The organism is Halobacillus litoralis, from assembly GCF_020524025.1.
GTDB lineage: Bacteria > Bacillota > Bacilli > Bacillales > Halobacillaceae > Halobacillus > Halobacillus litoralis_D.
On sequence record NZ_JAIVKN010000004.1, the window covers coordinates 279,661 to 302,856 of the forward strand.

At 41.1% G+C, this 23,196-nt stretch carries 22 protein-coding genes and 1 riboswitch; of the genes, 15 read left to right on the forward strand and 7 right to left on the reverse strand.

The window, feature by feature from the left end; genetic code table 11:
• The first annotated feature begins 39 nt into the window (after positions 1 to 39).
• The 3 genes from fabI (at position 40) to LC036_RS15515 (ending at position 3,217) form a co-directional block, all read left to right on the forward strand.
• On the forward strand, positions 40 to 819 hold the full coding sequence (gene fabI, locus LC036_RS15505) for an enoyl-ACP reductase FabI (RefSeq protein WP_264188398.1): 780 nt from the start codon (positions 40 to 42) through the stop codon (positions 817 to 819).
• A gap of 144 nt (positions 820 to 963) precedes the next feature.
• Positions 964 to 2,340 carry a Glu/Leu/Phe/Val family dehydrogenase gene (locus LC036_RS15510; protein WP_226584771.1) on the forward strand — a complete coding sequence of 459 codons (1,377 nt, stop codon included), beginning with the start codon at positions 964 to 966 and terminating at the stop codon, positions 2,338 to 2,340.
• A 100-nt stretch (positions 2,341 to 2,440) separates the two neighbouring features.
• Positions 2,441 to 3,217, forward strand: a complete 777-nt coding sequence (locus LC036_RS15515; RefSeq protein ID WP_226584772.1) for a 3-hydroxybutyrate dehydrogenase — start codon at positions 2,441 to 2,443, stop codon at positions 3,215 to 3,217.
• A 113-nt stretch (positions 3,218 to 3,330) separates the two neighbouring features.
• Here the strand turns inward: LC036_RS15515 and LC036_RS15520 are convergent, their stop codons facing one another.
• The 3 genes from LC036_RS15520 to LC036_RS15530 all read right to left on the reverse strand — a co-directional run bounded on the left by LC036_RS15520 (position 3,331) and on the right by LC036_RS15530 (position 8,533).
• Complete coding sequence (locus LC036_RS15520) at positions 3,331 to 4,617, reverse strand: GntP family permease (protein WP_226584774.1); 1,287 nt, start codon at positions 4,615 to 4,617, stop codon at positions 3,331 to 3,333.
• A 381-nt stretch (positions 4,618 to 4,998) separates the two neighbouring features.
• The gene (gene ppc, locus LC036_RS15525) at positions 4,999 to 7,758 is read right to left on the reverse strand and encodes a phosphoenolpyruvate carboxylase (protein WP_226584776.1); all 2,760 of its coding nucleotides are present in this window, start codon (positions 7,756 to 7,758) and stop codon (positions 4,999 to 5,001) included.
• 247 nt (positions 7,759 to 8,005) lie between these two features.
• The gene (locus LC036_RS15530) at positions 8,006 to 8,533 is read right to left on the reverse strand and encodes a GNAT family N-acetyltransferase (RefSeq protein WP_226584778.1); all 528 of its coding nucleotides are present in this window, start codon (positions 8,531 to 8,533) and stop codon (positions 8,006 to 8,008) included.
• Between the two features lie 472 nt (positions 8,534 to 9,005).
• On the opposite strand from LC036_RS15530, the gene LC036_RS15535 reads away from it, so the two are divergent.
• On the forward strand, positions 9,006 to 10,493 hold the full coding sequence (locus tag LC036_RS15535; protein WP_226584780.1) for a Na+/H+ antiporter NhaC family protein: 1,488 nt from the start codon (positions 9,006 to 9,008) through the stop codon (positions 10,491 to 10,493).
• A 92-nt stretch (positions 10,494 to 10,585) separates the two neighbouring features.
• Here the strand turns inward: LC036_RS15535 and LC036_RS15540 are convergent, their stop codons facing one another.
• On the reverse strand, positions 10,586 to 11,074 hold the full coding sequence (locus LC036_RS15540) for a DinB family protein (RefSeq protein WP_226584788.1): 489 nt from the start codon (positions 11,072 to 11,074) through the stop codon (positions 10,586 to 10,588).
• Between the two features lie 336 nt (positions 11,075 to 11,410).
• On the opposite strand from LC036_RS15540, the gene LC036_RS15545 reads away from it, so the two are divergent.
• From LC036_RS15545 to LC036_RS15560, 4 genes are all read left to right on the forward strand, one after another.
• Entirely contained in the window at positions 11,411 to 12,109 is a 699-nt protein-coding gene (locus tag LC036_RS15545; protein WP_226584790.1) for an AIM24 family protein, read from the forward strand.
• A gap of 156 nt (positions 12,110 to 12,265) precedes the next feature.
• Positions 12,266 to 12,385: riboswitch (SAM riboswitch) on the forward strand.
• 120 nt (positions 12,386 to 12,505) lie between these two features.
• Positions 12,506 to 12,979, forward strand: coding sequence for a peptide-methionine (S)-S-oxide reductase MsrA (gene msrA / locus LC036_RS15550; RefSeq protein WP_226584812.1), 474 nt, complete (start codon positions 12,506 to 12,508; stop codon positions 12,977 to 12,979).
• Between the two features lie 189 nt (positions 12,980 to 13,168).
• Entirely contained in the window at positions 13,169 to 14,287 is a 1,119-nt protein-coding gene (gene eutH, locus LC036_RS15555) for an ethanolamine utilization protein EutH (protein WP_226584814.1), read from the forward strand.
• A gap of 24 nt (positions 14,288 to 14,311) precedes the next feature.
• Positions 14,312 to 14,965, forward strand: a complete 654-nt coding sequence (locus LC036_RS15560) for a peroxiredoxin-like family protein (protein ID WP_226584816.1) — start codon at positions 14,312 to 14,314, stop codon at positions 14,963 to 14,965.
• Positions 14,966 to 15,050: 85 nt separating this feature from the next.
• Here the strand turns inward: LC036_RS15560 and LC036_RS15565 are convergent, their stop codons facing one another.
• Both LC036_RS15565 and LC036_RS15570 read right to left on the reverse strand, forming a co-directional pair.
• On the reverse strand, positions 15,051 to 15,299 hold the full coding sequence (locus LC036_RS15565; RefSeq protein ID WP_226584818.1) for a DUF4190 domain-containing protein: 249 nt from the start codon (positions 15,297 to 15,299) through the stop codon (positions 15,051 to 15,053).
• Between the two features lie 25 nt (positions 15,300 to 15,324).
• Positions 15,325 to 15,807: a ribonuclease H-like YkuK family protein gene (locus LC036_RS15570; RefSeq protein WP_226585225.1), complete on the reverse strand. Its 483-nt coding sequence runs from the start codon at positions 15,805 to 15,807 to the stop codon at positions 15,325 to 15,327.
• Between the two features lie 500 nt (positions 15,808 to 16,307).
• On the opposite strand from LC036_RS15570, the gene LC036_RS15575 reads away from it, so the two are divergent.
• The gene (locus LC036_RS15575; RefSeq protein WP_226584820.1) at positions 16,308 to 16,910 is read left to right on the forward strand and encodes a kinase; all 603 of its coding nucleotides are present in this window, start codon (positions 16,308 to 16,310) and stop codon (positions 16,908 to 16,910) included.
• A 101-nt stretch (positions 16,911 to 17,011) separates the two neighbouring features.
• Here LC036_RS15575 and LC036_RS15580 read toward each other — a convergent pair whose 3' ends face one another.
• Positions 17,012 to 17,284: a hypothetical protein gene (locus LC036_RS15580; protein WP_226584822.1), complete on the reverse strand. Its 273-nt coding sequence runs from the start codon at positions 17,282 to 17,284 to the stop codon at positions 17,012 to 17,014.
• Positions 17,285 to 17,463: 179 nt separating this feature from the next.
• Here LC036_RS15580 and LC036_RS15585 point away from each other — a divergent pair, with 179 nt between their 5' ends.
• From LC036_RS15585 to LC036_RS15610, 6 genes are all read left to right on the forward strand, one after another.
• Positions 17,464 to 18,081, forward strand: coding sequence for a DUF421 domain-containing protein (locus tag LC036_RS15585; protein WP_226585227.1), 618 nt, complete (start codon positions 17,464 to 17,466; stop codon positions 18,079 to 18,081).
• A gap of 59 nt (positions 18,082 to 18,140) precedes the next feature.
• Positions 18,141 to 18,467 carry a thioredoxin family protein gene (locus LC036_RS15590; protein ID WP_226584823.1) on the forward strand — a complete coding sequence of 109 codons (327 nt, stop codon included), beginning with the start codon at positions 18,141 to 18,143 and terminating at the stop codon, positions 18,465 to 18,467.
• A gap of 455 nt (positions 18,468 to 18,922) precedes the next feature.
• On the forward strand, positions 18,923 to 19,765 hold the full coding sequence (gene proC, locus LC036_RS15595) for a pyrroline-5-carboxylate reductase (protein ID WP_226584827.1): 843 nt from the start codon (positions 18,923 to 18,925) through the stop codon (positions 19,763 to 19,765).
• Between the two features lie 38 nt (positions 19,766 to 19,803).
• Positions 19,804 to 20,934 (forward strand): glutamate 5-kinase, encoded by a 1,131-nt coding sequence (gene proB, locus LC036_RS15600; RefSeq protein WP_226584836.1) that lies wholly within the window; start codon positions 19,804 to 19,806, stop codon positions 20,932 to 20,934.
• A 20-nt stretch (positions 20,935 to 20,954) separates the two neighbouring features.
• Complete coding sequence (locus LC036_RS15605) at positions 20,955 to 22,217, forward strand: glutamate-5-semialdehyde dehydrogenase (protein ID WP_226584838.1); 1,263 nt, start codon at positions 20,955 to 20,957, stop codon at positions 22,215 to 22,217.
• A gap of 196 nt (positions 22,218 to 22,413) precedes the next feature.
• Positions 22,414 to 23,190 (forward strand): nucleotidyltransferase domain-containing protein, encoded by a 777-nt coding sequence (locus LC036_RS15610; protein ID WP_226584840.1) that lies wholly within the window; start codon positions 22,414 to 22,416, stop codon positions 23,188 to 23,190.
• Positions 23,191 to 23,196: the final 6 nt, after the last annotated feature.

Consider the following 23,196-nt stretch of genomic DNA (forward strand, 5'->3'; position numbering starts at 1 on the left):
ATAAGATAAAAAACAGAATTGAAACATTTGGAGGTCACTATGGAAGATATATTACAGATGAAAAATAAAAATGTCGTCGTCATGGGCGTCGCAAATAAAAGAAGTCTCGCATGGGGAGTTGCAAAATCGCTTTATCAAGCGGGAGCTAACGTTATTTTTACATATAGAAAAGAACGAAGTTTTACAAAATTGGAGAAGTTATTGAAAGAGGATGGTTTAGAAGCGAAAGCCATCGTCCAATGTGATGTTAATAGTGATGAAAGTATTCAGCAGGCGTTTACAACCATTGGAGAAAAAGTAGGAGTCATCCATGGTGTTTGTCATTCCATTGCTTTTGCTCATGCGGAGGATTTAAAAGGAGGTTTCGTTGATACATCAAGAGAAGGTTTTTCCTTTGCACAGGATACAAGTGCTTATTCCCTCGTTGCTGTCGCTAAAGCCAGTCAGCCCTATATGACCGAAGGTGGGGCTATGATTGCAATGAGTTATCTTGGAGCAGAAAGAGTTGTACAAGGTTATAATGTTATGGGAGTGGCCAAAGCTTCCCTTGAAGCAACGGTTCGTTACCTTGCTGCAGAACTTGGGCAGCACAGTATTCGTGTGAATGCTATTTCTGCTGGAGCTGTCCGCACGCTGGCAGCCAAGGGTGTTCCGAGTTTTAACGAAATTCTACACAAAATAGAAGAAACATCGCCACTTAGAAAGAACGTGACTCAAGAAGAAGTAGGAGACATGTCTTTAGCTATGATGAGTCACTTGTCACGAGGCGTGACGGGAGAAATTGTTTATGTAGACTCTGGTTACAATATATTAGGATAAATGCTGGATTGAAAACTCCCCGGGTATCCCGGGGAGTTTTTCTTTATCATTCATGAAAACGTTTCACGTGGAGCATTTGGGGTATGGGTATTTTAAGTAGTAAAAAACTCATAGAACCAAACCATTAGAATGGGGGATTCGTTTATGCAAAGACAACAAACAATTATCGAAGAATCTTTAAAAGCCATTATGGAAGATGAAGAATTTCTTCCTGACCTGAAATCGCAAACGCGGGAGCAGGCATACAAATCCTTAGTTGCTCTACTTTCTACACCCAATCACGTACATAAATCCTTTTTACGAGTAGCTCTTGAAAATGGGACCATTGTACGCGTGCCCGCTTTTCGTGTTCAGCATAGTGACACGGTTGGTCCTTATAAAGGTGGGATTCGATTTCATGAGTCGGTTAATGAGGAAGAAGTTGCAAATCTTGCTAAGTTGATGACTTTAAAAAATGCTTTACATGAACTTCCTTTCGGAGGCGGTAAGGGAGGAGTTGTCATCAATCCTAAAGAGTACAGCGTGAAAGAACTTAATTTAATTTGTAAGAAATATGTACAGTATTTTAATGATATTTTAGGACCTGATAAAGATATTCCAGCACCAGATGTAGGGACTGGGGAACGTGAAATGGACTGGATGATGGGAGAATTTAAAAATATTCACCCTGGAGAGCCATATCGGAACAGTTTTACAGGGAAAAGTATTGTGAATGGTGGTTCTCTCGGAAGGAGAGAATCTACCGGGAAGGGTGTTTATTTTACTTTCCGGTACATGATGCATGATTTTGTGAAGGAGAATAAGAAATGGCTTGGGGAAACAGAGAACAGGTTTGCACATACAGCTTTAGATCACTCAGACCAAAAGTTAAAAATTGCGATACAAGGGTTTGGAAACCTTGGTTCAGTTGCTGCACTTGAAGCGTATCAATGTGATGATCTTCAGAATAAAGTTGTCGCTGTAAGTGATGCCGGCGTCATGCTTTACAATGAGGATGGTCTTGATATTCCGGGGCTGGTGCAGTACACCAAAGATAACGACGGGGATCTTCCCGCTTCAGAAGAAGAGTTAAGGCACCATGATATTAATGCCGATGTAAAAGAGCGGGATGATTTGCTAACTCTGGATGTAGATGTGTTAATTTTAGCTGCACTTGAAGACCAAATCCATAATGAAAATATGGAGGATATTCAAGCGAAGTTGATTGTGGAGGGTGCGAACGGGCCGATAACAGAAGAAGCAGATAAGTACTTAGCTGATAAGGGAGTATTAATCGTACCAGACATTTTAGCAAATGCCGGGGGAGTTATTGTTTCCTATTATGAATGGGTGCAGGGAAGGGAAGCTCAATTTTTAACCGAAGATGAAGTATTCAAGCGGCTTTTTGACAAGATGAAAGGGACGATGGATACAATCCTGCCACAGTTTTTCAGTGATCCTTTTCCGCTTCGTCAGAATTGTTATATTCACTCGGTTATGAAACTTTCCACTATTATGTATCGGCAGGGAAAATTATATTAAGCATGATTGCTCAGCTGCAAAAAAGCTGAGCTTTTTTGTGCATTAATTTGAAAATAAGGGCAGATTAATGAGAGAGTGCTTATTTTAAGGAGGAATATTCATGTTAGAAGGAAAATCTGCCCTTATTACAGGATCCGGTCAAGGAATCGGGTTGGAAATTGCAACGGAATTCGCTAAAGCTGGCGCGAAAGTTATGTTAAATGATATTAACGAAGAGACGTTAAATAAGTCTGTTGAGGAGCTTAGATCCCAGGGACACACAGTAGAAGGTGTCGTTGCTAACGTTGCCAAGGAAGAAGATGTGAAAAATGCGATTGAAGAAACGGTTAGTAAGTTTGGTCGTATTGATATTCTGGTCAACAACGCAGGGATACAACACGTAGCACCTATAGAAGAATTCCCAAGTGAAAAGTATGAACTTATTCTGGATATCATGTTGAAAGGTCCTTTCTTTGGTATTAAACATGCCTTTCCACATATGAAGGAGCAGGGATATGGACGTATTTTAAATATGGCGTCTATTAATGGACTGATTGGTTTTGCTGGTAAAGCTGGTTACAACAGCGCTAAGCACGGTGTCATCGGTCTTACAAAAGTAGCAGCCCTGGAAGGAGCGGATCACGGTGTTACCGTTAATGCTATCTGTCCCGGCTATGTAGATACGCCACTCGTCCAAAATCAATTAGAGGATCTTGCTAATACAAGAAATATTGAAAAGGAAAAAGCTCTCGAAGAGGTTATTTATCCGCTTGTACCTCAAAAACGACTGCTCCAAGTGCAGGAAATTGCCGACTACTCTATTTTCCTTGTTAGTGAGAAAGCAAAAAGTATTACAGGGCAGGCAGCTGTCATTGATGGTGGATACACGGTTCAGTAGTCAACGAGAAAAAGCCCCGCATATATGCGAGGCTTTTTTTGTGTAATTTTATCCAGTCTTTATGCCCGCTCAAAAGAAATACAGGTCTCTATTAAGAGCACCTGTTTCTTTATTTAGTTAATTCCCATCATGGCAAGGAAGATGATCGCAATTGTTGCAATCATTGGAATCAACAGCCCAACAACGAAAATATCTTTATAAGAGTCTTTGTGGGTAAGGCCGGTAACTGTAAACAATGTGAGTAAGGCTCCGTTATGCGGGAGGATCGAAGCTCCAGACGCTACGGATGTAATTCGATGGAAAGCCTCTAAGCTCAAGCCCTGATTGACGGCAATATCATAGTACTCCTGGCCAAGAGCCTCCAAAGCAATTCCCATTCCTCCAGACGCAGATCCTGTGATCATCGCAAGTAGCTGCACAGCAAAAGCTTCTGAAAAGTAAGGGCTTAGTGGAATGCTGAAGATAAGGTCTTTAACGGTATCAAAACCAGGTGAGGCCGTAACGACTGTTCCAAAACCTACAGCTGCGCTTGTATTAATAGTGGCCATAACAGAACCAGAGGCTCCGCCATTAATGGCGCCGATAAACTCTTTATAGTATCTCCAATTGAAAATCATGATAAGAATGATCCCTATCAATAGAGATGCGAGTATGCTGATGTCAAAAATATTTAAGGTTCCAACAACGGCAACAAGAGGAATGGTTGATAAAATCCAGTTTGGAAGTTCGTCTTCATTCACACTTTTTACTTGGTTATCTCCTTCAGGTTCCGTGAATTTTTCCTCATTTTTAATCAGTTGTTTCTCACGGAATTTCAGATAGAAGTAACCGCCCACAGCCATAATTAGTGCAGCAACAATGCCCAGAATCGGAGCTGCCATCGTATCTGTTTTAAAAGTATTGATTGGAATAATGTTCTGTATTTGTGGTGTACCCGGTGTAGCTGTCATCGTAAAAGTAAAAGCTCCAAGAACAAATGTGGAGGGAATTAGCTTTCTCGAAACATTAGCTTCGCGAAACATAGCAACAGCGAGTGGATAAACAGCAAATACAACAACAAATAAGCTTACTCCACCATAGGTTAGAATAGCTGCTGAAAGGAGCATTCCCAGGATTGCCCTTTTTTTACCGATGACACTTGAGATTTTATGTGCCACTGATTGTGCTGCACCAGTGTCTTCCATTAATTTTCCGAAAATCGCACCAAACAAGAAAATTGGAAAGTAGTCTTTGGCAAAATCTACAAACCCCTTCATATACGTGTCGGTGTAGGCAGGAAGAATATCCATGCCACTTAAAATCGCTACAACTCCGGAAACGAGTGGTGCAATCCAGATGATTGACCAGCCCAGGTAAGCTAAAAGCATAAGTAAACCGAGTCCAATAAGGATACTAATCATAATAAATCCCTCACTTTATGTGGTATCTGTCTTACTATGTCCTAAAGATAAGAAATAATGAGAGGAAGTGAGGGCTATTTAAAGGACGCGGTTTATTTATTGGTTTTGCTCTATTAAAGGTTAATGCTGGTCATTTATTATGGTTTTACGAAGAAAAGAAAGGATCATTGAAGAATTAAGTTTGAGGTAATATTTCCGTCAGCTGAGTATTTGGTGGGGCCAAAAAACCACCTGCTTTCCTGCAGGTAATTCATCTGACCTTTTGAGTTTCAGCCGGACATATGCTCCAATCATAGCAGCACAAAGGCTGCATGAAGAATATAAATCAAATGAAAAAGCTGCTGGAAAACCAGCAGCTTCATAATCATTTTTGTTTGTGATTCAACCTGTGTTACGCAGGCCGGCAGCTATTCCGCTGATTGTTAGAAGTACTTCTGTCAGGATGTTCTGATCATTACTTTCAACATCGCGGAGTTCTTTAATTAATTCAACCTGGAGGAAATTTAAAGGATCGACATAAGGATTACGCAGCCTGACGGATTCTTTAATGGTCGGCTGGTGATCCAGCAGTTCTGCATCCCCGGTGATCTTAAGCAGTATTTCCTTAGTCCGATCATACTCTTCTACAATAGTCTGGAATATACGGTCACCAATTTCCTTATCATTAACGAGAGCCTTATATTCACTAGCGGTTTGTATATCCGCTTTCGTCAGAGCCATTTGCAGATTGTTAATGGTTGAACGGAAGAAAGGCCAGTTTTGGTACATTTGTTTTAACTGCTCCAAATTTTCCACACTCTTATCTGCATAACTGGAAAGACCAGACCCAGAAGCATACCAGGCTGGAAGCAGCTGGCGGTTTTGCGTCCATGCGAACACCCAGGGAATCGCTCTCAGGTTTTCAAATTTTGAGCTGTCTTTACGCTTCATAGGACGAGAACCTATATTTAGTTCACTGATTTCCTGCAATGGTGTTGCTTCGTTAAAGTAAGTTAAGAAATCTCCATCTCCAAATACCAGGTTTTGGTATTTCTTTAAGGACACTTCTGATATGTCTTCCAGTGCTTGTTCCCATGCATCTTCCCTGTGATGTGCCTGTTCTGATTCCTGTGAAACATTTGCTGCACCTTCCACCAGGGTGGAGGCTGCTTGTTCAAGACTTCGATAGGCAATATCACGCAGCAAGTAGCGGGAAGACAAGACTTCTCCTTGCTCAGTAATTTTCACACCTTCACCCAGCGTTTCTGCAGGTTGGGAAAGCAGACTTCGGTTCAAAGGCCCACCGCCTCGGCCGAGTGATCCTCCACGACCGTGGAAGAACTTCAAACCAACGTTGTATTCACGAGCCATTTCATGAATTTCCTGCTGTGCTTTATACAAACGCCAGTTTGCGGTTAACGTACCACCATCTTTACTTCCGTCCGAATATCCGAGCATAATTTCTTGATGGTTGCCGCGCTTACTCAAGTGTTTGCTGTAAACATCCATTTCAAATAACGATTTCAGAATTTCAGGGCCTGCAACAAGGTCGTCAACAGTCTCTAGTAAAGGAGCAATATTCAAATTACTCTCAACGGTTCCATCGGCGTGAAGTCGATAGATGCCTGCTTCTTTAGCGAGGACAAGGACCTCAAGCAAGTCACTGGCTGATTCTGTCATACTGATTAAATAAACTTCAATGGAACGCTTGCCGAATTCGATGTGTGCTTTTCTAATCATTTGGAAAACGTTCAGCATTTCCTGAGTAGACTCAGAGTAATCCTCGTTCAATAGTGAAATAGGACGGGGATCTTTAAGAATGTTCTTTAGGACTTCCAGCTTTTTCTCTTCCGATAAGGAAGAATAATCGTTTTCAATGCCCACTTTTCGTAGTAATTCTGTTACAGCTGATTCATGTTCACCACTGTGGTTTCGAATATCGAGAGTAGCCAGGTGAAAACCGAACATTTCTACCTGTCGAATTAATTTACGAAGCTTTTTCAATTCTCCGCGGTTTGGCTGGTGAGTCTGCGCGCTATCCCGGACCTGACGTAGATCATGAAGAAGCTCATCAGCATCCGTATAGCCGAATTCAGACTGGCCAACGTGACGTAATCTTTCCAGGATAATCGCAAATTTACGGCGGTAAATTTCGCAGTCCACGCGCCACTTTTTACCTTTAGGGAGCTTAGCTTCTTCTTTTTCGATGGATTGTAACAGTTCATTCGAGACAGTAACTTGAGTAGAAGAATGGCTGAAGCGCTTCATTAGTTCGACTAAAGCATGGTCATATTTTTTCAAAACAAGTTTTCTTTGTTTCTGCAGGGTCTGCCAAGTGATTTCTGGAGTTACGTTTGGGTTTCCATCACGATCTCCACCAATCCAGGAGCCGAAACGAAGGAAATTCGGCACATGCCAATCCTCATTTGGGTAATGGTCCTCTAATCGATTTTCCAATTCCTGATGAATATCAGGCAGGACGTCAAACAAGGTCTCGTCAAAATAATATAGGCCATTTCTTACTTCATCCATTACCGTCGGTTTACGTTCTCTAAGTTCATCAGTCTGCCAGAGAACAGTAACTTCGTTCTGTAGGCTGTCCTGAAGACTTTCGCGTTCGCTTCTAGTCAACTGCGGGTGGTCGAGCTGTTTTAAAATTGTTGCAATACGCTTTTGAATTTCCAACACGGTCCGTTTTGTTGCCTCAGTTGGGTGGGCGGTGATTACTAATTCAAGGGAGAGCTGGTTAAGAACATCCTGAATAACATCTTTAGAGAAATTGTTCTTTTTCAAGTTCAATACAGCACTCTCAAGAGAGAACGGTTGAGCTCCATGGTCTTCACGTAGTTGATATTCGCGTCTGCGGCGAATGCGGTGGTTTTGCTCAGCGATATTTACGAGGTGGAAATAAATTGAAAATGCGCGGATGACTTGCGAGCGCATAGGAGGTTCGAGGCTCTGAATTTCATTCTTTAATTGACTGTATGTTGATTTATCCGGACTCTTTCTTAGGTCTTTAGTAAGTTGTCGAATAGTCTCTACTTTGTTCAAAAGTTCCTCTCCGCCATGGTGGACAAGGATATTCCCAAGCATTTTCCCTAAAGCATGGATATCCCGGCGTAAAGGGGTTGTATGATCGTTCGTATTTTTTACGGTTGTCACACTTTCACCTTCCTGTCAGATCGTTTAAGTATTTTGGTATTTCTATGTGTTTCATAATGTTATCAGAATAATTTGTATAGTCAAATGGATGGGCTCATGATAGGACTCATTTTCTATGATGTTTCATCACTGGTTAACTGGGGGGATTACTTCCGCCTGAAGAGATGTAAGCGCTAACTTAACGCTGGTTGAATTTTTGTTCATGAATTTTTGTATATATCTGAAATTCCCAGAGACTTTAAACGTTTTAATCAAATACATTTCTTGATTGATATACCCAATTATGTGAAGTCATACTCATTTCATATAGGTTCCATGTTTCCTGTCCTATCCTCCTATGGTTCATAAGCAGTCGCTGCTTTTTAAATCCTACTTTTTCATACAATCGAATACCTGAGATGTTAAAATCGAAAACACCGAGAGATATTTCTCTTAATTTCAATTCCCTGAATGCATGGTTGAGAACACATTTCATTATATTCTCCCCCAGACCATTTCCCCTCTCTTCCGGAGATACGATAACTTTTCCTATTCGACCTTTCTGCCTACACCAGTCAATCCGCCCGATCGCTATATGTCCAACAAGGGTGGAAGAATTCTTTGAAATTACCGTAAAGACCAGCTGATCTTCCTTCTCAATATAATTTTTCCACTGCTCATGATTAATTGGATGTTGAAACGCAGGTCCGCTCCATTGCATCAGTTCCTCAGGGTTTTTTACCCATTTCTCAATAGTTGAGAGATCTTCCATAGTACTCTTCCTCAGTTTTATCATCCCTTCATATCCCTTCTTTCCAAATATAATTTCGCCATAAGAACATAAGAAAATTTATAAAGAAACGATAATGCCTCACCATTGAAAGGTAGTAATTACTATAAAATGATTGGGGCCCTCTTTCAATGGAAAATGTAAAGAAATCCGGCTGATCAGGTTAAAAAGAACGTTCATTATATATTCTCACGCCGGGTTTATTCTACCCAAACTTAGGTGAACGTACTGTTCTTTCCTATACATATAGTACGATAATACTCATGTTCCCTGTTCTGCCTTTCAATTACCGGGAATTTGTTAATCATTCCTCATGCATTGTAATATACAGGGAGGGGTACACTACACTATCTATTTACCTGATTATGGTATTACCACTTATTTGCTTTAAAGTGGTAATAAAAAACCTATTTATATATAAGCGTAACAGGTGATAAACTAGGGTATGACATCAAAGATTGTAAAGGAGGGGAATGACGTGGCAGATAATGAAGGAAAAGATCAAGTCATCGATGATGCCATAGGAGAAAGAGATATAAAGCGTTTAGAATTTCGTGGAGGTGTTTTCGCTGCTACGATTCCTTTAGTGTTTTTCATAATATGGGCCATTGTTTTAAGTGTAACAGGGCTCGTGACTGAACAAGCTCTGGTACTTGGAATGGTCATAGGAATTGGACTCGGACTATTCTTTTGTAAATCGAAGTGGTCAGATTACGCACAAAGCCTTATATCCGGTATGGCTCAGCCAGTTGGGATTGTAGCCATCATTGCCTGGTTTTGGGCAGGGATGTTTGCGAACATGTTATCTGCAGGAGGGCTCGTGGACGGATTAATCTGGTTCGGTTTTCAATCAGGTTTGGAAGGCGGCGCATTTGTAGGAATCACCTTTTTATTGGCTGGGCTATTTTCCACAGCTGTTGGAACAGGATATGGTACGGTCGCTACATTTGGTGTACTGATGTACCCGGCCGGGGTCATCCTGGGAGCCGATCCTGTCATTCTGCTTGCCGCTATTTTAAGTGGAGCTGTATTTGGAGATAATCTAGCTCCTGTATCTGATACAACTATTGTTTCTGCAACGACACAGAATGCAGATGTTCCGGGAGTAGTTCGATCAAGATTTAAATACTCTCTTACCGCTGCTATTCCAGCCCTTGTATTATTTATTATTTTCGGCGGTGGTGGAGAGACAGGCAGCCAGCAGGTTGTAAATCAGCTGCAGAATGAAGTATCCCCGGACGGGCTGTTTATGCTTATACCTTTTGCTCTTGTTTTATATTTAGCTTTAAGTGGACAGCATTTATTAACATCGCTTTCCTGGGGTATATTGGCATCGGCTGTATTTATTCTGCTGACAGGTTTATCTTGGAAAGAAGTGTTATACATTCATACGAATGCTCAAGGAGACGCTGTAATAGAAGGTGCCTTGATTGAGGGAATCAGTGGATACTTTAATATGGCAATCCTCATCCTCTTTATTCTTGCAGCCGCTTATCTCCTGGAGGTTGGAGGCACAATGGATGTAATCAAACAATTCTTCCTGCGTATCATTAATAACGTGGTCCGTCGAGCGGAATTTGCGATTTTTGGAATTGTGGCTTTTCTGAATGTGTTTATTACCATTAATACAGCAGCAGAAATAGCAGCAGCTCCTTTCGTTCGGAAATTAGGAGAAGAAATGAACATTCATGCATACCGTCGAGCAAACTTTTTAGATACCGTTACATCTTCCCTTGGGTATATCTTCCCTTGGAGTGGCGGGGTTTTACTTGCGTGGGCAACTGTGCAGGGAGCAGCCGAGAAGTATGACTTTCTTCCTGTTGTCGGCCCAACAGAAGTTTTCCCATTCGTTTTTCAAGGATGGCTGCTTCTGATCGTTATGTTCATTGCCGCTTGGACAGGCTGGGGACTTCGTTTTACAGGAAAAAATGGTGAAGAAGTAAAGCCGGCAGATTACCGTAAATAAACTGAAAGCGTCATTTCGATATCGAAATGACGCTTCTTTTATGTCCTGCTTCGTTTAATATACAAGGTGTTTTAGGTAATGCAGTATTTTACTCAGACGTTAAGCGCCGCTTTTGTTGCTTTTATTTGATCAAGATGACGAAGTTCGTGCCAGCCAATAAATTCAATCCACTGCATCAGGTTCATTTCACCAAAAGCAGGATGAGGGAAAGTACGGTTTTTTAAAGTTTCTTCATCCTTGTTATGGATGAGGAAAAGAGTAGCCTCACGTGTTTTCTCCAGTCCCTGTTTGGCACCTTCAATACTCTGGAACTCTCCTTTAGGACGAACAACTTCAGGTGCTTCGACTTTATAATCACGGTTGGTTGAACGGTGAATCGGTTTTTCTGTTGTCTGCTGAACATCCCCTTGCTTAATTGCCTGGTTAATTTGATAAACAATGAGCTGCTCCATTAAGTATAGGTGTTCAAGTACCTCCAAAATGGACCACTGATCCTTTTGTGGCTTTCGTGCAGCTTCTTCTTCAGGTACTTCATTAACAAAATCAAGCAGCTGTTTTCTTTTTTCTTCTAAGCCATACATAGAAATCTCCCTTTCCTTGTTAGTTATTTCGAGTCTATCATATCCATTGGACTAAAGGTGTTTCTAAAGACTTCAATTAATCTGAAACGTTTTTCTTTTATCTTCGTATAAAAATAGTAGTAAAGCCGTACACAATAGAGTGTCTCTGTTAAACGATGGTATATCCAATGATTCAGGAATAAGACTGCGGTAGATTTGAGCGCTTTTTATGGTATGTGATGCTCTGGAAGTAATAACGGACTTTTATACAATATAAAGGGCTGACTTTTACCTTTGGGTGGTATAGAAGGGTAGGGAGCATAAGATAAGAGGTACATAAAAAGGAGGACGAAGTGGATGAGTGATTACTCAATAGAAGAATTTATTAAGCAGACGAAGCAGGATGACTCAGAGAATGATTATTTTGAACTGGAGACACCAAGGATTTTAGAGGTGAATCTGCTGGACCAAGTGTGGGCAAAGGCGGGAGCTATGATTTCTTATAATGGTCAAATTAAGTTTGAGCGTGAGGGAATATTTGAACATGGAGTAGGCCGTCTTTTCAAAAAAGCCATGACAGGGGAAGGCAGTTCTCTGATGAAAGCCACCGGCCGCGGCCGCTTGTATCTGGCTGACCAAGGAAAGAAGATTACAATTTTCGACTTGGATAATGAAACGATTACAGTGAATGGGAATGATCTGCTGGCTTTTGAACCAAGTATCGACTGGGATATTAAGATGATGAAAAAAGTTGCGGGAATGGTTTCAGGTGGATTATTTAATGTTACGCTCAGCGGCAGCGGCCGTGTAGCCATCACTTCTCATTATGAACCGTTAACCTTACTTGTCCGTCCGGGAGAGCCTGTTATTACCGATCCCCATGCCACAGTTGCCTGGTCAGGTCATCTGGAACCAAACTTTAAGACGGATATCAGTTTAAAAACGCTGTTTGGTCGTGGAAGTGGTGAGTCTATTCAAATGGAATTCCAAGGAGAAGGATTTGTAATTGTCCAGCCGTTTGAGGAAGTTTATACGACTGGCAGTCAGGGATCCTGATATTTGCAAAAGACAGGCATGAATGTGTTACGATTTGAATAGAATGACAGCAAGAGAACTCAATGTGCTGTTCTTTCAATTTTTTCAACGGTTATCCTTTACTTCGTTATCAAAACGTTGTACCATGGAAACTAACATAAAATAAATAACGGAAACTTCTTATCCAGAGAGGCGGAGGGACTGGCCCTTTGATGCCCGGCAACCATCGAATCAATCTAAGGATTGACAAGAACGGTGCCAATTCCTGTAGGATGAAAACATCCTAAGAGATGAGAGGATCGTGCGGATTTTAGCGACCCCTTTTCTTACTGGATAAGAAAAGGGGTCTTTTCGTGTATAACCATTACCGTCAAGGCTCTCGATAGAAGTTGCGTTAAGGGAAAGGAAAGATGTTATATGGCAACCGCTATTTTCGGTGCAGGATGTTTTTGGGGAGTAGAAGCGTTTTTCGAAAAGTTTGAGGGAGTAACAGAAACGAAGGTTGGTTACATCGGGGGTCACCTTGAAAATCCTTCTTATGAGGATGTGAAAGCAGGCAATACTGGTCACGCAGAATCTGTAAGAGTTGAATATGACCCAACTGTCATTACGTATGCAGAGCTTGTGAATATCTTTTTCGAGGCACATGATCCTACATCACGTAATCGTCAAGGTGGCGATGTGGGTCATCAATACCGTTCTGTTATTTTCTATTCTGATGCAAGCCAGAAATATATTGCAGATGAGAAGATTAAGGAATGGGAAGGAAAAGGCATCTTTAAACGACCAATCGTGACAGATGTAGAAGCTGCCACAACGTTTTTTGAAGCGGAAGAATATCATCAGAAGTATCTACAGAAACATGGATCTGCTGCTTGTTCCATCGGATAAAAAACTCAAGAGGGTTTTTAGGCTGTCGAGAAAGTTTTCGACAGCCTTATTTTTTTGAGTATGCTCTAAATATCCGGCCTGGGGTTCTATACAAAACTGAAAACTCTTACTTAAGGGGTTTTTAGTGGAGGAGGAATATAGTGGGTCAGCACGAATGGAGAATAAAAGCAGGGAATAAGGAGGGGGACTATGGGGATAAATGATGTCTTATTAATGGTGATGTGTCTATTTCTCATTATTGGCGCGTTAGACTACTATGTCTTGAACCATCGCTTATCTTTAGGATGGCGTTTTCATGAAGCCTTTATGATGATGGGACCGCTTGCACTTTCAATGGTAGGGATTATCTCGCTGGCACCGGTCTTGTCTGCCTGGCTTGCTCCCGTGGTTGTTCCCGTTTTCCAGTGGTTCGGGGCAGATCCCTCTATGTTTGCATCCATGATGCTGGCTATTGATATGGGAGCTTACCCTCTAGCTGAATCTCTTGCCGTAGAAAAAGAGGCGGCTGTGTTTTCGTGGGCGCTTTTAGGAACGATGATGGGACCGACTCTCGTATTTACCATTCCAGTTGCTTTGACAATTGTTCAGAAAAAAGATCGTCCATTTTTCGCTAAAGGGATTCTTTCCGGTCTTGTTACCATACCTGTTGGCTGCCTGATTGGTGGATGGACAGCTGGTTATGAATGGATTTGGATGCTTCGTAACCTAATCCCTGCAATTCTTTTGTCTGTGTTCATTGGTTTAGGGCTTTGGCTTTTTACAAACCTGACCATCCGTTTATTTTCTTTTTTTGGAAAAACTATTGAAATCGTAATTATCACGGGTCTTATTCTAATTATTATTGAGACACTCACAGGGTTCGTTATTTTACCTGATCTTGATCCTTTATCCGAAGGAATGATCATCGTCGGTAGAATTACGGTCACCTTAGCGGGTGCTTATCCTCTTGTGGCTTTTATCAATCAAAGAGGGGAAAAGATATTTTCAAGCATCGGCAGAAGATATGGCTTGAATGCAGCCTCGATGACAGGGATCATTGCCTCCCTGGCTCACCATTTACCCATGCTTGCATCTATGAAAGATATGAACGAGAGAGGAAAAACGGTTAATGCTGCCTTTGCTGTAAGTGGAGCATTCGTTTTTGGAAGTCATTTTGCTTTTGTAGCCGGAATAGAGAAGGATATGATTTTTCCTGTAGTTCTAGGCAAACTAACGGCAGGAGGCCTCGCTATTGTTTTAGCCCTTTGGCTGACGAGGCCGAACAAATCAGTTCCCCAAACGGATGATCCGCGATATAATGCTGGGTAAGTGAGAGAGGAAGGAGTTTTTAAGATGAAGACAGACATGCGACAGCAGTTTGATAAGTATATCCAAAAGTTTAAGGAAGCTACTCCTGAAGAAATACAAACAAAAATGAAAAATGCGATTGACGAATTGGAGGCCTCTGATAACGGTGAAGGATTGAAAAAAGGTGAAAAGGCTCCTAATTTTAACCTGCCGGATGCTAAAGGGGATACGGTTGAACTTTACGAACAGTTAAAGCAGGGTCCGGTTATATTGACCTTTTATCGCGGGGGCTGGTGCCCATATTGCAACATGGAGCTTCGCTCGTACCAGCAGATTATCGGAGATATTAAGGAAGAGGGGGCACAATTGATTGCCATCAGCCCGCAGACACCGGATGAATCAATGACGACTCAGGAGAAGAATGACCTTGAGTATCATGTCCTCAGTGATGAGGGGAATGAGGTTGCTAATCAGTTCAACCTTGTTTATCAACTGCCAGACTATTTAGTTGATGTTTATAAGGATAAAGGTTTGCGTGTAGACAATCACAATGGAGATGAGACGTGGACACTTCCTGTATCTGCTACCTATATTATTGACACAGATGGAACGATTGTTTATGAATATACTAAATCGGATTATAAAGATCGTGCAGAGCCGTCCGAGGTTCTTGAAGAGTTAAAAAAAGTGAATGAATAAGAAGGAAAGAGCGCTCTATCGCATAGGGAGGGCGCTCTTTTTTTGTATTCGCTGATACTTAAATAATTGAAGGTACTACCTCACTTTAAAGGAATTGTTGGAATAACCAAAATCCACACACAAGGAGGGACACCCCTGTAGTTTGGAGGGAGATTCCTACAATGCTGCAAACTCTTCCTCCAAGTGCAACATTTAAATCTTTTGAGTCATTCGTTTTATCTTTCAAGACATCGTTGGAATAAGTAAGACCGAAGATTCCCAGGATTAAACCAGCTATAGGAATAAAGATGGACATAATTCCGAGAACCAGTGATGTCACGGCTTTTTGATTCATCCCCAGCCTCCCTGGTCACAAAACATCATTTAGTATAGCGATTAGCATAACTGCTTGCGACTATTGAATCGGGTTTAATTTTTGGCTCCATGCCGAGCGATTCGATACGGGCAACCATTTCATTTACATAGACCCTTGTCCGATTTCTTTCTCCCGAACCAATATCAATATGACCTTCGATGGTAAATGTGGCTCCCTTGTAAATATAGGGGAGGACAACTTCTATCAAGTCGTTTTTCCTTTCTTCTGTAAAAAGGGAAGCTACCTGCTCAGTCAAAGAGGTTTCATAGGATATTCGCTCGTGAAGGGTGGTCATTTGTCTATGAACGACTTCTTTACGATAGCAAGCCCAGGCACCTTTTCCTACTCGCTGAATAACCACTCCCGTAATAAAGAGGGTGTGGGACGGATGGACTTGAGAATCGGTTCCTACCATCAAACGATAATTCCCGACGGGTTCTCTTTTCATAAATGTAAGAATATGAGAAAAAACTTCAGCAAAGCTCATTCTTTTATGAGTGAGATTTTGAAATATATCGGATGGGTTCACATTAGCCAACTCCTTTATTATTGTAAAAAGGGACTGTCCTGTCGTGTGCCTGTGACCATTCTGTTATTAGGATATTCATAGACCTACATGAAAGATAACATCATTTTAAAAAGAGTATGTGTTATTTTCCATTTAAATATGTATAGACAAGCGTATGACGTGATTAAACAAATAGGAATAACACTCAAAATTTATTGAAATAATGAACTGTGTAATCTGCAAAAGGGTCACCATTTCTTTTCGGCGCCGAATCATTTTTATTGGAATCAATCTGCAGCCATCCTTACATCTTTTATTTACAAGAACTTTTGTGAAGAAGAAGGATTTATAGTCAAGAATGAGAATGGATATACAGGAACCGAGTGAAAGCACGCCCAGGCCTGTAAGGAAGACCTGGCTGTTTAGATAGACAAGACCAGCGTATACTAAATATGAGTGAGCACGGAGGGGGAAGGCATTTGAAAGACCGCAAATGGCTGCAAGGCATTCTTAAAGCAAGTAAGGGGCAGAGGCTTGTGGTTGGAATAGATGGTCTCAGTCGGTCGGGGAAAACGTCGTTTGTCGGGCAGCTGATGAAAGACTTCCATCTTGATTCTATAGTTGTGTTTCACATGGATGACCTTATTGTTGAACGATCAAAGCGGTATGGAACGGGGCACGCGGAATGGTATGAGTATTACAGCCTGCAGTGGGATGTACAATGGGTGAGAGATGAGTTCCTCCATTCATTAAAAAGAGATCCAAAAATAACAGTGCCCGTTTATAAACACGAACTGGACATACATAAAAGAAAAACTTATCAGCTTCCTGATAACGGCCTGATTATTGTTGAAGGAGTATTCCTTCAAAGGAAGGAATGGAGAGACCTGTTTGATTTTATTGTCTTTTTAGACTGTCCAAGACAAACAAGATTTTCCCGTGAGAAAGAAAGCGTCCAAAAAATGCACCAAAAGTTTGAACAAAGGTATTGGAAAGCGGAGGAACATTACCTACAGGTTGAACGTCCAAGAAGGCATGCGGATGTTGTTATTGATAATGGAGAAGCGAAAAGGCACTCTTAAATGAGTGCCTTTTCCGTCTTTTATACAAGAAGTGAATCTTATCCCTGAAGAATATCTGGTATCACTCACTAAGACAGTTGTTTAAAAATCCCGATTCTTTATCAAAAAATAAATACCCAGACAAGGACTATCGTTACTCCGAAAGTAACGGCATAGATGGTCGAAAGTAAAGGGATACTATTGATGTTACTTTTTTCACCTTTCAACTTTTCGGCATCATCTTTTGGAGACTGCTGGTTTTCCTCTTTGTTCATGTTCTTTGCAATAACAATCGTACCAATAAGAGCAGCAATAGATAGGAGAATAGCAGCTCCGTAATAAACAGGGTACATAGAATCCGCTCCCGGGTTAGTATTACCTTCATTATAAGTCAAAGAAGAGAAGGAAGCTAAGCTTTGAACTCTCTAATGCGCTCCTTTTTTTGTCATACTAACCCCAAAACAGTCGGGAAGTCCAATTGCGTTGGATGTAATATGTGGAGCGGATGAGACCATTTTGTAACGAAAACAAGAGAATAGCAGCTCTTTGTTTTGGTGACGATACAATAGAGGTGATGAAGATGGACTGGGTTTGGAAAGCAGTCTTAATTATATTTGTTGGAACGATTATTTTGAGAGTTGCCGGTCGAAAATCAATCTCTCAAATGACACTATCCCAAACGGTAATTATGATTGCAATTGGATCATTACTTATTCAACCGGTAGCGGGTAAGAATATCTGGGTAACATTCGGAGTAGGCGCAATCCTTGTCGTAACCCTGATGCTTATGGAATATTTCCAAGTGAAATTTGATTTTATAGAACAGTTTTTAACAGGTAAATCCGTATCAATCATCGAGAATGGCCAACTAGACGAAAAGAACATGAAAAAAATTCGTTTCACAGTGGATCAGTTGGAAATGAAACTGAGACAGGCAAATGTATCATCCTTGGAGGATTTGAAATCAGCGACATTAGAACCGAACGGCCAGGTCGGTTTTGAATGGAAGGATGATAAAAAACCGGCAACGAAAAAAGATATTGCAGATCTAAAACAGCAAATTGAGACGCTGAATCAACTATTAAATCCTAATATAAGTACTCAATCAGCACCGATTGAGGCAAGTGAAAACATCTTCAAAGAAGTAGAAACGAAAAAACATCAGCAGATACATCCTGACCGTCTGCAGTAAAATCTCTATCCGGGCATTTTGATCTATTTCTTGATATACTGTAAAGGGAGGTGAGGCAGATGGAAACGATCCACTCCATTGAAAATTTAAATGCCTTCGTGAATGAAGAGATGCTGTCCATTGTGTATGTTTCGCGGCCAGGTTGTTCCGTTTGTCACGGACTTCTACCCCAAGTCGAAAATCTATTAGACGACTACCCGAAAATAAAAGCAAGACAGGTCAATGCAGATGAAGTACCGGAAGTTGCTGGTCAATTCTCAGTAATGACAGTTCCAGCAGTTCTCCTATACTCAGAAGGAAAAGAACTATTCCGGAAAGCTCGCTTTGTTCCGATTGGTGAATTAAATCAGCAATTAGCAAAATTGAATCATTTCATTAATGAATAAAAAAACATCTGTTGAATCATTCAACAGATGTTTTTTTAATGGTCTTTTATCCATAGACACAAACAGTACCACTCATTTATGAACGTGCACTAAACTTCAAAAAGGTGGCTTCCAGGTAACTCAGGTTTATGATTCCAATTCAGAACGAGAGTACAACCAACTGCTTTAAAGGATAACAGGATTCCTAAAACAAAAATATCTAAAAATTTACTCAATTCAGCTTAATCCGGCATTTCTTAAAAATTTAACCCTCAAATATTTTCCTGAGACGAGATTATTTGCGATGAGACGTGCTGATAGGTAAATATCTCGTCATGAAACCGTTTACACGGACTATTTGGCTTATATAGACCCGACTTGCATAAAAACCCTTGAATAAGATTTGCCCAATGTTATGATGAAAAACGTCTTAAACAAAAGCGAACAAAAAATGCGAACGGGAGAGATTAACCCAAATGATTAAACAGACGATTGCTTTTCTAGGTGCAGGCTCTATGGCTGAAGCGATGATTTCAGGCATGGTGGAATCCGGAAATATTCCAGCTGAGAACATCATCGTGACCAATCGAAGTAATCAAGATCGTTTAAATAAAATTGAAGAAAAATATGGGGTGCGTACAGTATTGAAAGATGAGTTGAACTTCGCTGAAGTGGATCAATTCATTCTAGCTATGAAACCAAAAGATATTGATGCTGTACTCGCAGATCTTAAAGATAAACTTACTGCAAACCAAGTGTTGGTTTCTGTTCTAGCAGGTATCTCCACTTCTTATATGGAAGAACGCCTTAACGATAGGCAGCAGGTCATTCGCGTTATGCCGAATACGTCAAGCATGCTTCGTGAATCCGCTACTGCTGTTACACCAGGGCAGCACACGGACATGGACAATGTACTCGTATCCAAAGAGCTGCTTCAATCTATTGGAGAAGTATTTATTATTGAAGAAGATAAAATGGACGTATTTACAGGAATTGCCGGGAGCGGACCTGCGTATTTCTACTATTTAATGGAGCACATTGAAGAGACAGGACGTGCGGAAGGTATGGACAGTGAAACGCTGCGGGAAATTGGAGCACAAACTTTACTTGGAGCTGCTAAGATGATGCTTGAACGTGAAGAAAGCCCTACAGAGCTTCGGGAAAATGTAACATCTCCAAATGGTACAACAGCAGCTGGACTTGATGCTTTAGATAGAAATGGCGGAGGTCATGCAATATCTGCAGCCATTAAAGGTGCAGCAGGTCGTTCTAAGGAACTGAGCAAAGAACTGGAAGGACTACTTGTAGGCAGTAAATAAATACAGCAATCGATGCGAAAAAGTTAAACAGGAGTGATATGTTGAGTCAGAATAAAAAAAGAGTAGTAATTAAAATAGGGAGCAGCTCCCTGACAAGCATGCACGGAGAAATCAGTCGTCGTAAGTTAGAAAAATTAGTAGATGAAGTTGTTCAGTTAAAAGATGACGGCCACGAAGTTTTACTTGTATCTTCGGGAGCTGTTGCGGCAGGATACCGTAAGCTGGGATGTCTTGAGCGTCCAAGCACTCTTCCTGAAAAGCAAGCCGCAGCATCCATTGGTCAAGGATTGTTAATGGAATCCTATTCTGACCTATTCTTATCTCATGGTTACATGGGATCCCAGATTCTCATTACCCGCAGTGACTTTTCAGATGAAGACCGCTACAACAATGCACGCAATACGATTAATGTCCTGCTTGAACGAGGAATTATTCCAATTGTGAACGAAAATGACACCATTACAATTGATCGTTTGAAATTCGGTGATAACGATACACTTTCTGCAAAAGTAGCCGGTCTTGTCGATGCAGATCAATTGATTATTCTCTCTGATATTGATGGTCTTTATGATGCGGATCCAAGGAAAGATGAGAATGCTAAGCTACTCGATAAAGTCCACGAAATTACTCCAGAAATTGAAGCCGCCGCTGGTGATCCAGGAAGTGCAGTCGGCACGGGCGGAATGAAATCAAAAATTGATGCGTTCAAGATTTCCATGGCATCTGGTATTTCTTCTTTCCTAGGGAAAGCCAATACGCCGAATATTGTGTATGATGCTGTTTATGGCAATGCCGTTGGAACGTACTTTGAAATAACAACAGACTCTGAGAACCTTGATCAGAAGAAACAATGGATCGCTTTTAACTCCGGTCCAGAAGGCGAAGTCATTATTGATCACCGTGCGAAAGAGTCTATTGTCGATATGAAAAACAGCCTGATGCCAATGAATGTCCATCATGTAAAAGGGCGTTTTGAGGAAGGTGCTGTTGTTCGTATTCATGACCTTTATGGCGAAGAAGTTGGTCTTGGAGTTGTGAATTATTCCTCTGAAAAGATGAAGGAAATGATCAGCCTGACAGAACCTGAATTAGAATCGTATGAGAAAGCAGCTATTGAACGTAAAGACTTTGTCTGCCACTTAGAAGTTTCCATGCCCGTAGGTGTTTAAAATACTCAAGGAGGTCTTTGATGACACTAACAACAAGTAATGTAAACGTTGAAGCACAAGCAATTGAAGCGAAAAAAGCATCCAAGAAGCTGATGATTCTATCCAAAGAAGAAAAAAACCAGGCGTTGATGCATTTAGCTGACGTACTTGAACGTGATTATGAAACGATTTTAGCAGCGAACGAAAAAGACTTGGCTAATGGTCGCGAGAAAGGTTTCACAGAAGCTTTTATGGATCGTCTTTCACTTTCTCAGGAACGAATTGCTGACTTTGCTCAAGGTCTGCGTGAAGTAGCAGAATTAGAAGACCCGACAGGACAAGTGTTAAGTGACTGGACATTGGATAATGGTCTGCAAGTGGAAAAAGTGACAGTTCCACTCGGAGTCATTGGTATGATTTATGAAGCAAGACCAAATGTAACGGTTGATGCGACCGGACTTGCTCTGAAATCAGGGAATGCTATAGTACTCAAAGGTGGATCTTCTGCGATTAACTCAAACCAGGCGATTGTTGAAGTGATGCACCGCGGATTAGAAGAGACAAAAATTCCTAAAGAATCTGTGCAGTTCATCGCATCTACAGATCGTGCAGCAACGAATGAACTCTTTACAATGAAAGAGCATATTGATGTGCTCATTCCACGCGGAGGAGGCAAGCTTATTCAGGCTGTAGTTGAAAATGCTACTGTTCCAGTTTTGGAAACAGGCGTAGGAAACTGCCACATTTATGTTGATAAAGAAGCGGATGTGCAAAAAGCCATTAATATTCTTGTCAATGCAAAAACTGATCGTCCAGCGGTTTGTAACGCAGCAGAAACGCTTGTTGTCCACAAAGAATGGTTGAATCAGCATAAGGATGCCCTTATTGCTGCATTGGAGGAAAATCAGATTTCTGTGCATGGAGATGAGTATGTTCTAGAAATCATCCCGGGCTCTGTTCCTGCAAAAGAAGAAGACTGGGCTAATGAATACTTGAGCACAGATATTGCTGTAAAAGCTGTAGATGATATTACAGATGCGATTGCTCATATTGAAACTTATGGGACAAAGCATTCCGAAGCCATTGTTACAGAAGACAAACAAGCTGCTGAGCAATTCTTTGCTCTTGTAGATGCAGCTGCTCTGTATCACAATGCATCCACAAGATTTACAGACGGAAGCGCGCTTGGATTCGGAGCGGAAATCGGAATTTCCACCCAGAAACTGCATGCGCGTGGACCAATGGGGCTTCCAGCTCTGACAACTGTAAAGTTTCTTATGAAAGGTACCGGTCAAATCCGGTAAAAAGGCATAGATAGGAAAAAGGGAAACCCACAGATGACGGGTTTCCCTTTTTTGTTAGAAAGGTTCTTTAACTGTCGGCAGACGGCCGACAATAGCGGGGAACCAACAGACATAGCACTGTTCGAATACATTTATCTTTTACAAAATATTCAAATTGGTATACGATGATCTAATATTTATCTTTAGGAGGGAATGTATGAGACAGAATGAGGCGGTAGAAACAATTACCAACAGTTTGAAGAATGACCGATTTGTTAAAGCTGTTTTTCTAAAGGGATCTATGGGGCGTGGGGAAGAGGATGAACACTCTGATGTAGATTTGTATGTGCTGGTCGAGGAGCAGGATAAACAAGAGTTCCTACAAAACAGACAAAGACACCTGGAAAGTTACCAATCTCTTATCTTTTACGATGACATTTATATTATAGCTCCCCAGATTATTGCGGTGTTTGAGAATTTGCTGCATGTCGACCTTTTCACGGTCACGGAGGAAGCTCTTATACATAAAGATTATATGAAAGTTTTGTATGATCCCGATCATTTGATGGAAAAGCATAAAGAGTTTCAAAACCTGAGTTTGTCTCAGGACGACTTCCTCTATGCCGTGGATGATGTCGCATTCTTTTTTCTGCAATACAAAAAGGCAGCGGATCGAGGGAATGATTTATGGGCAGTAAAAGTTGCGAATGACATTGGAGTGAATCTTGCAAAAGTACTGTTACAGATACATTGCCCGGAAAGAGCACAACTAGGGCTCAAAACAGTAGATCGTTCTCTGCCAGAGGAGGTGGCAGCTTCACTAAAAGAAGCGTATGCCTATCTCACTATATATGAACATAAAAAAGGAATAAGGGTAATGGCTGAACTTGTGCAATTTCATTTGAACTGGCTGGAGGATGAGTGGGGAGACAACGATTACACAATTCCCTTTCTTAAGAGAATGCTTGGAGAAATAAAAACCTGGAACACCTAAAAAAGG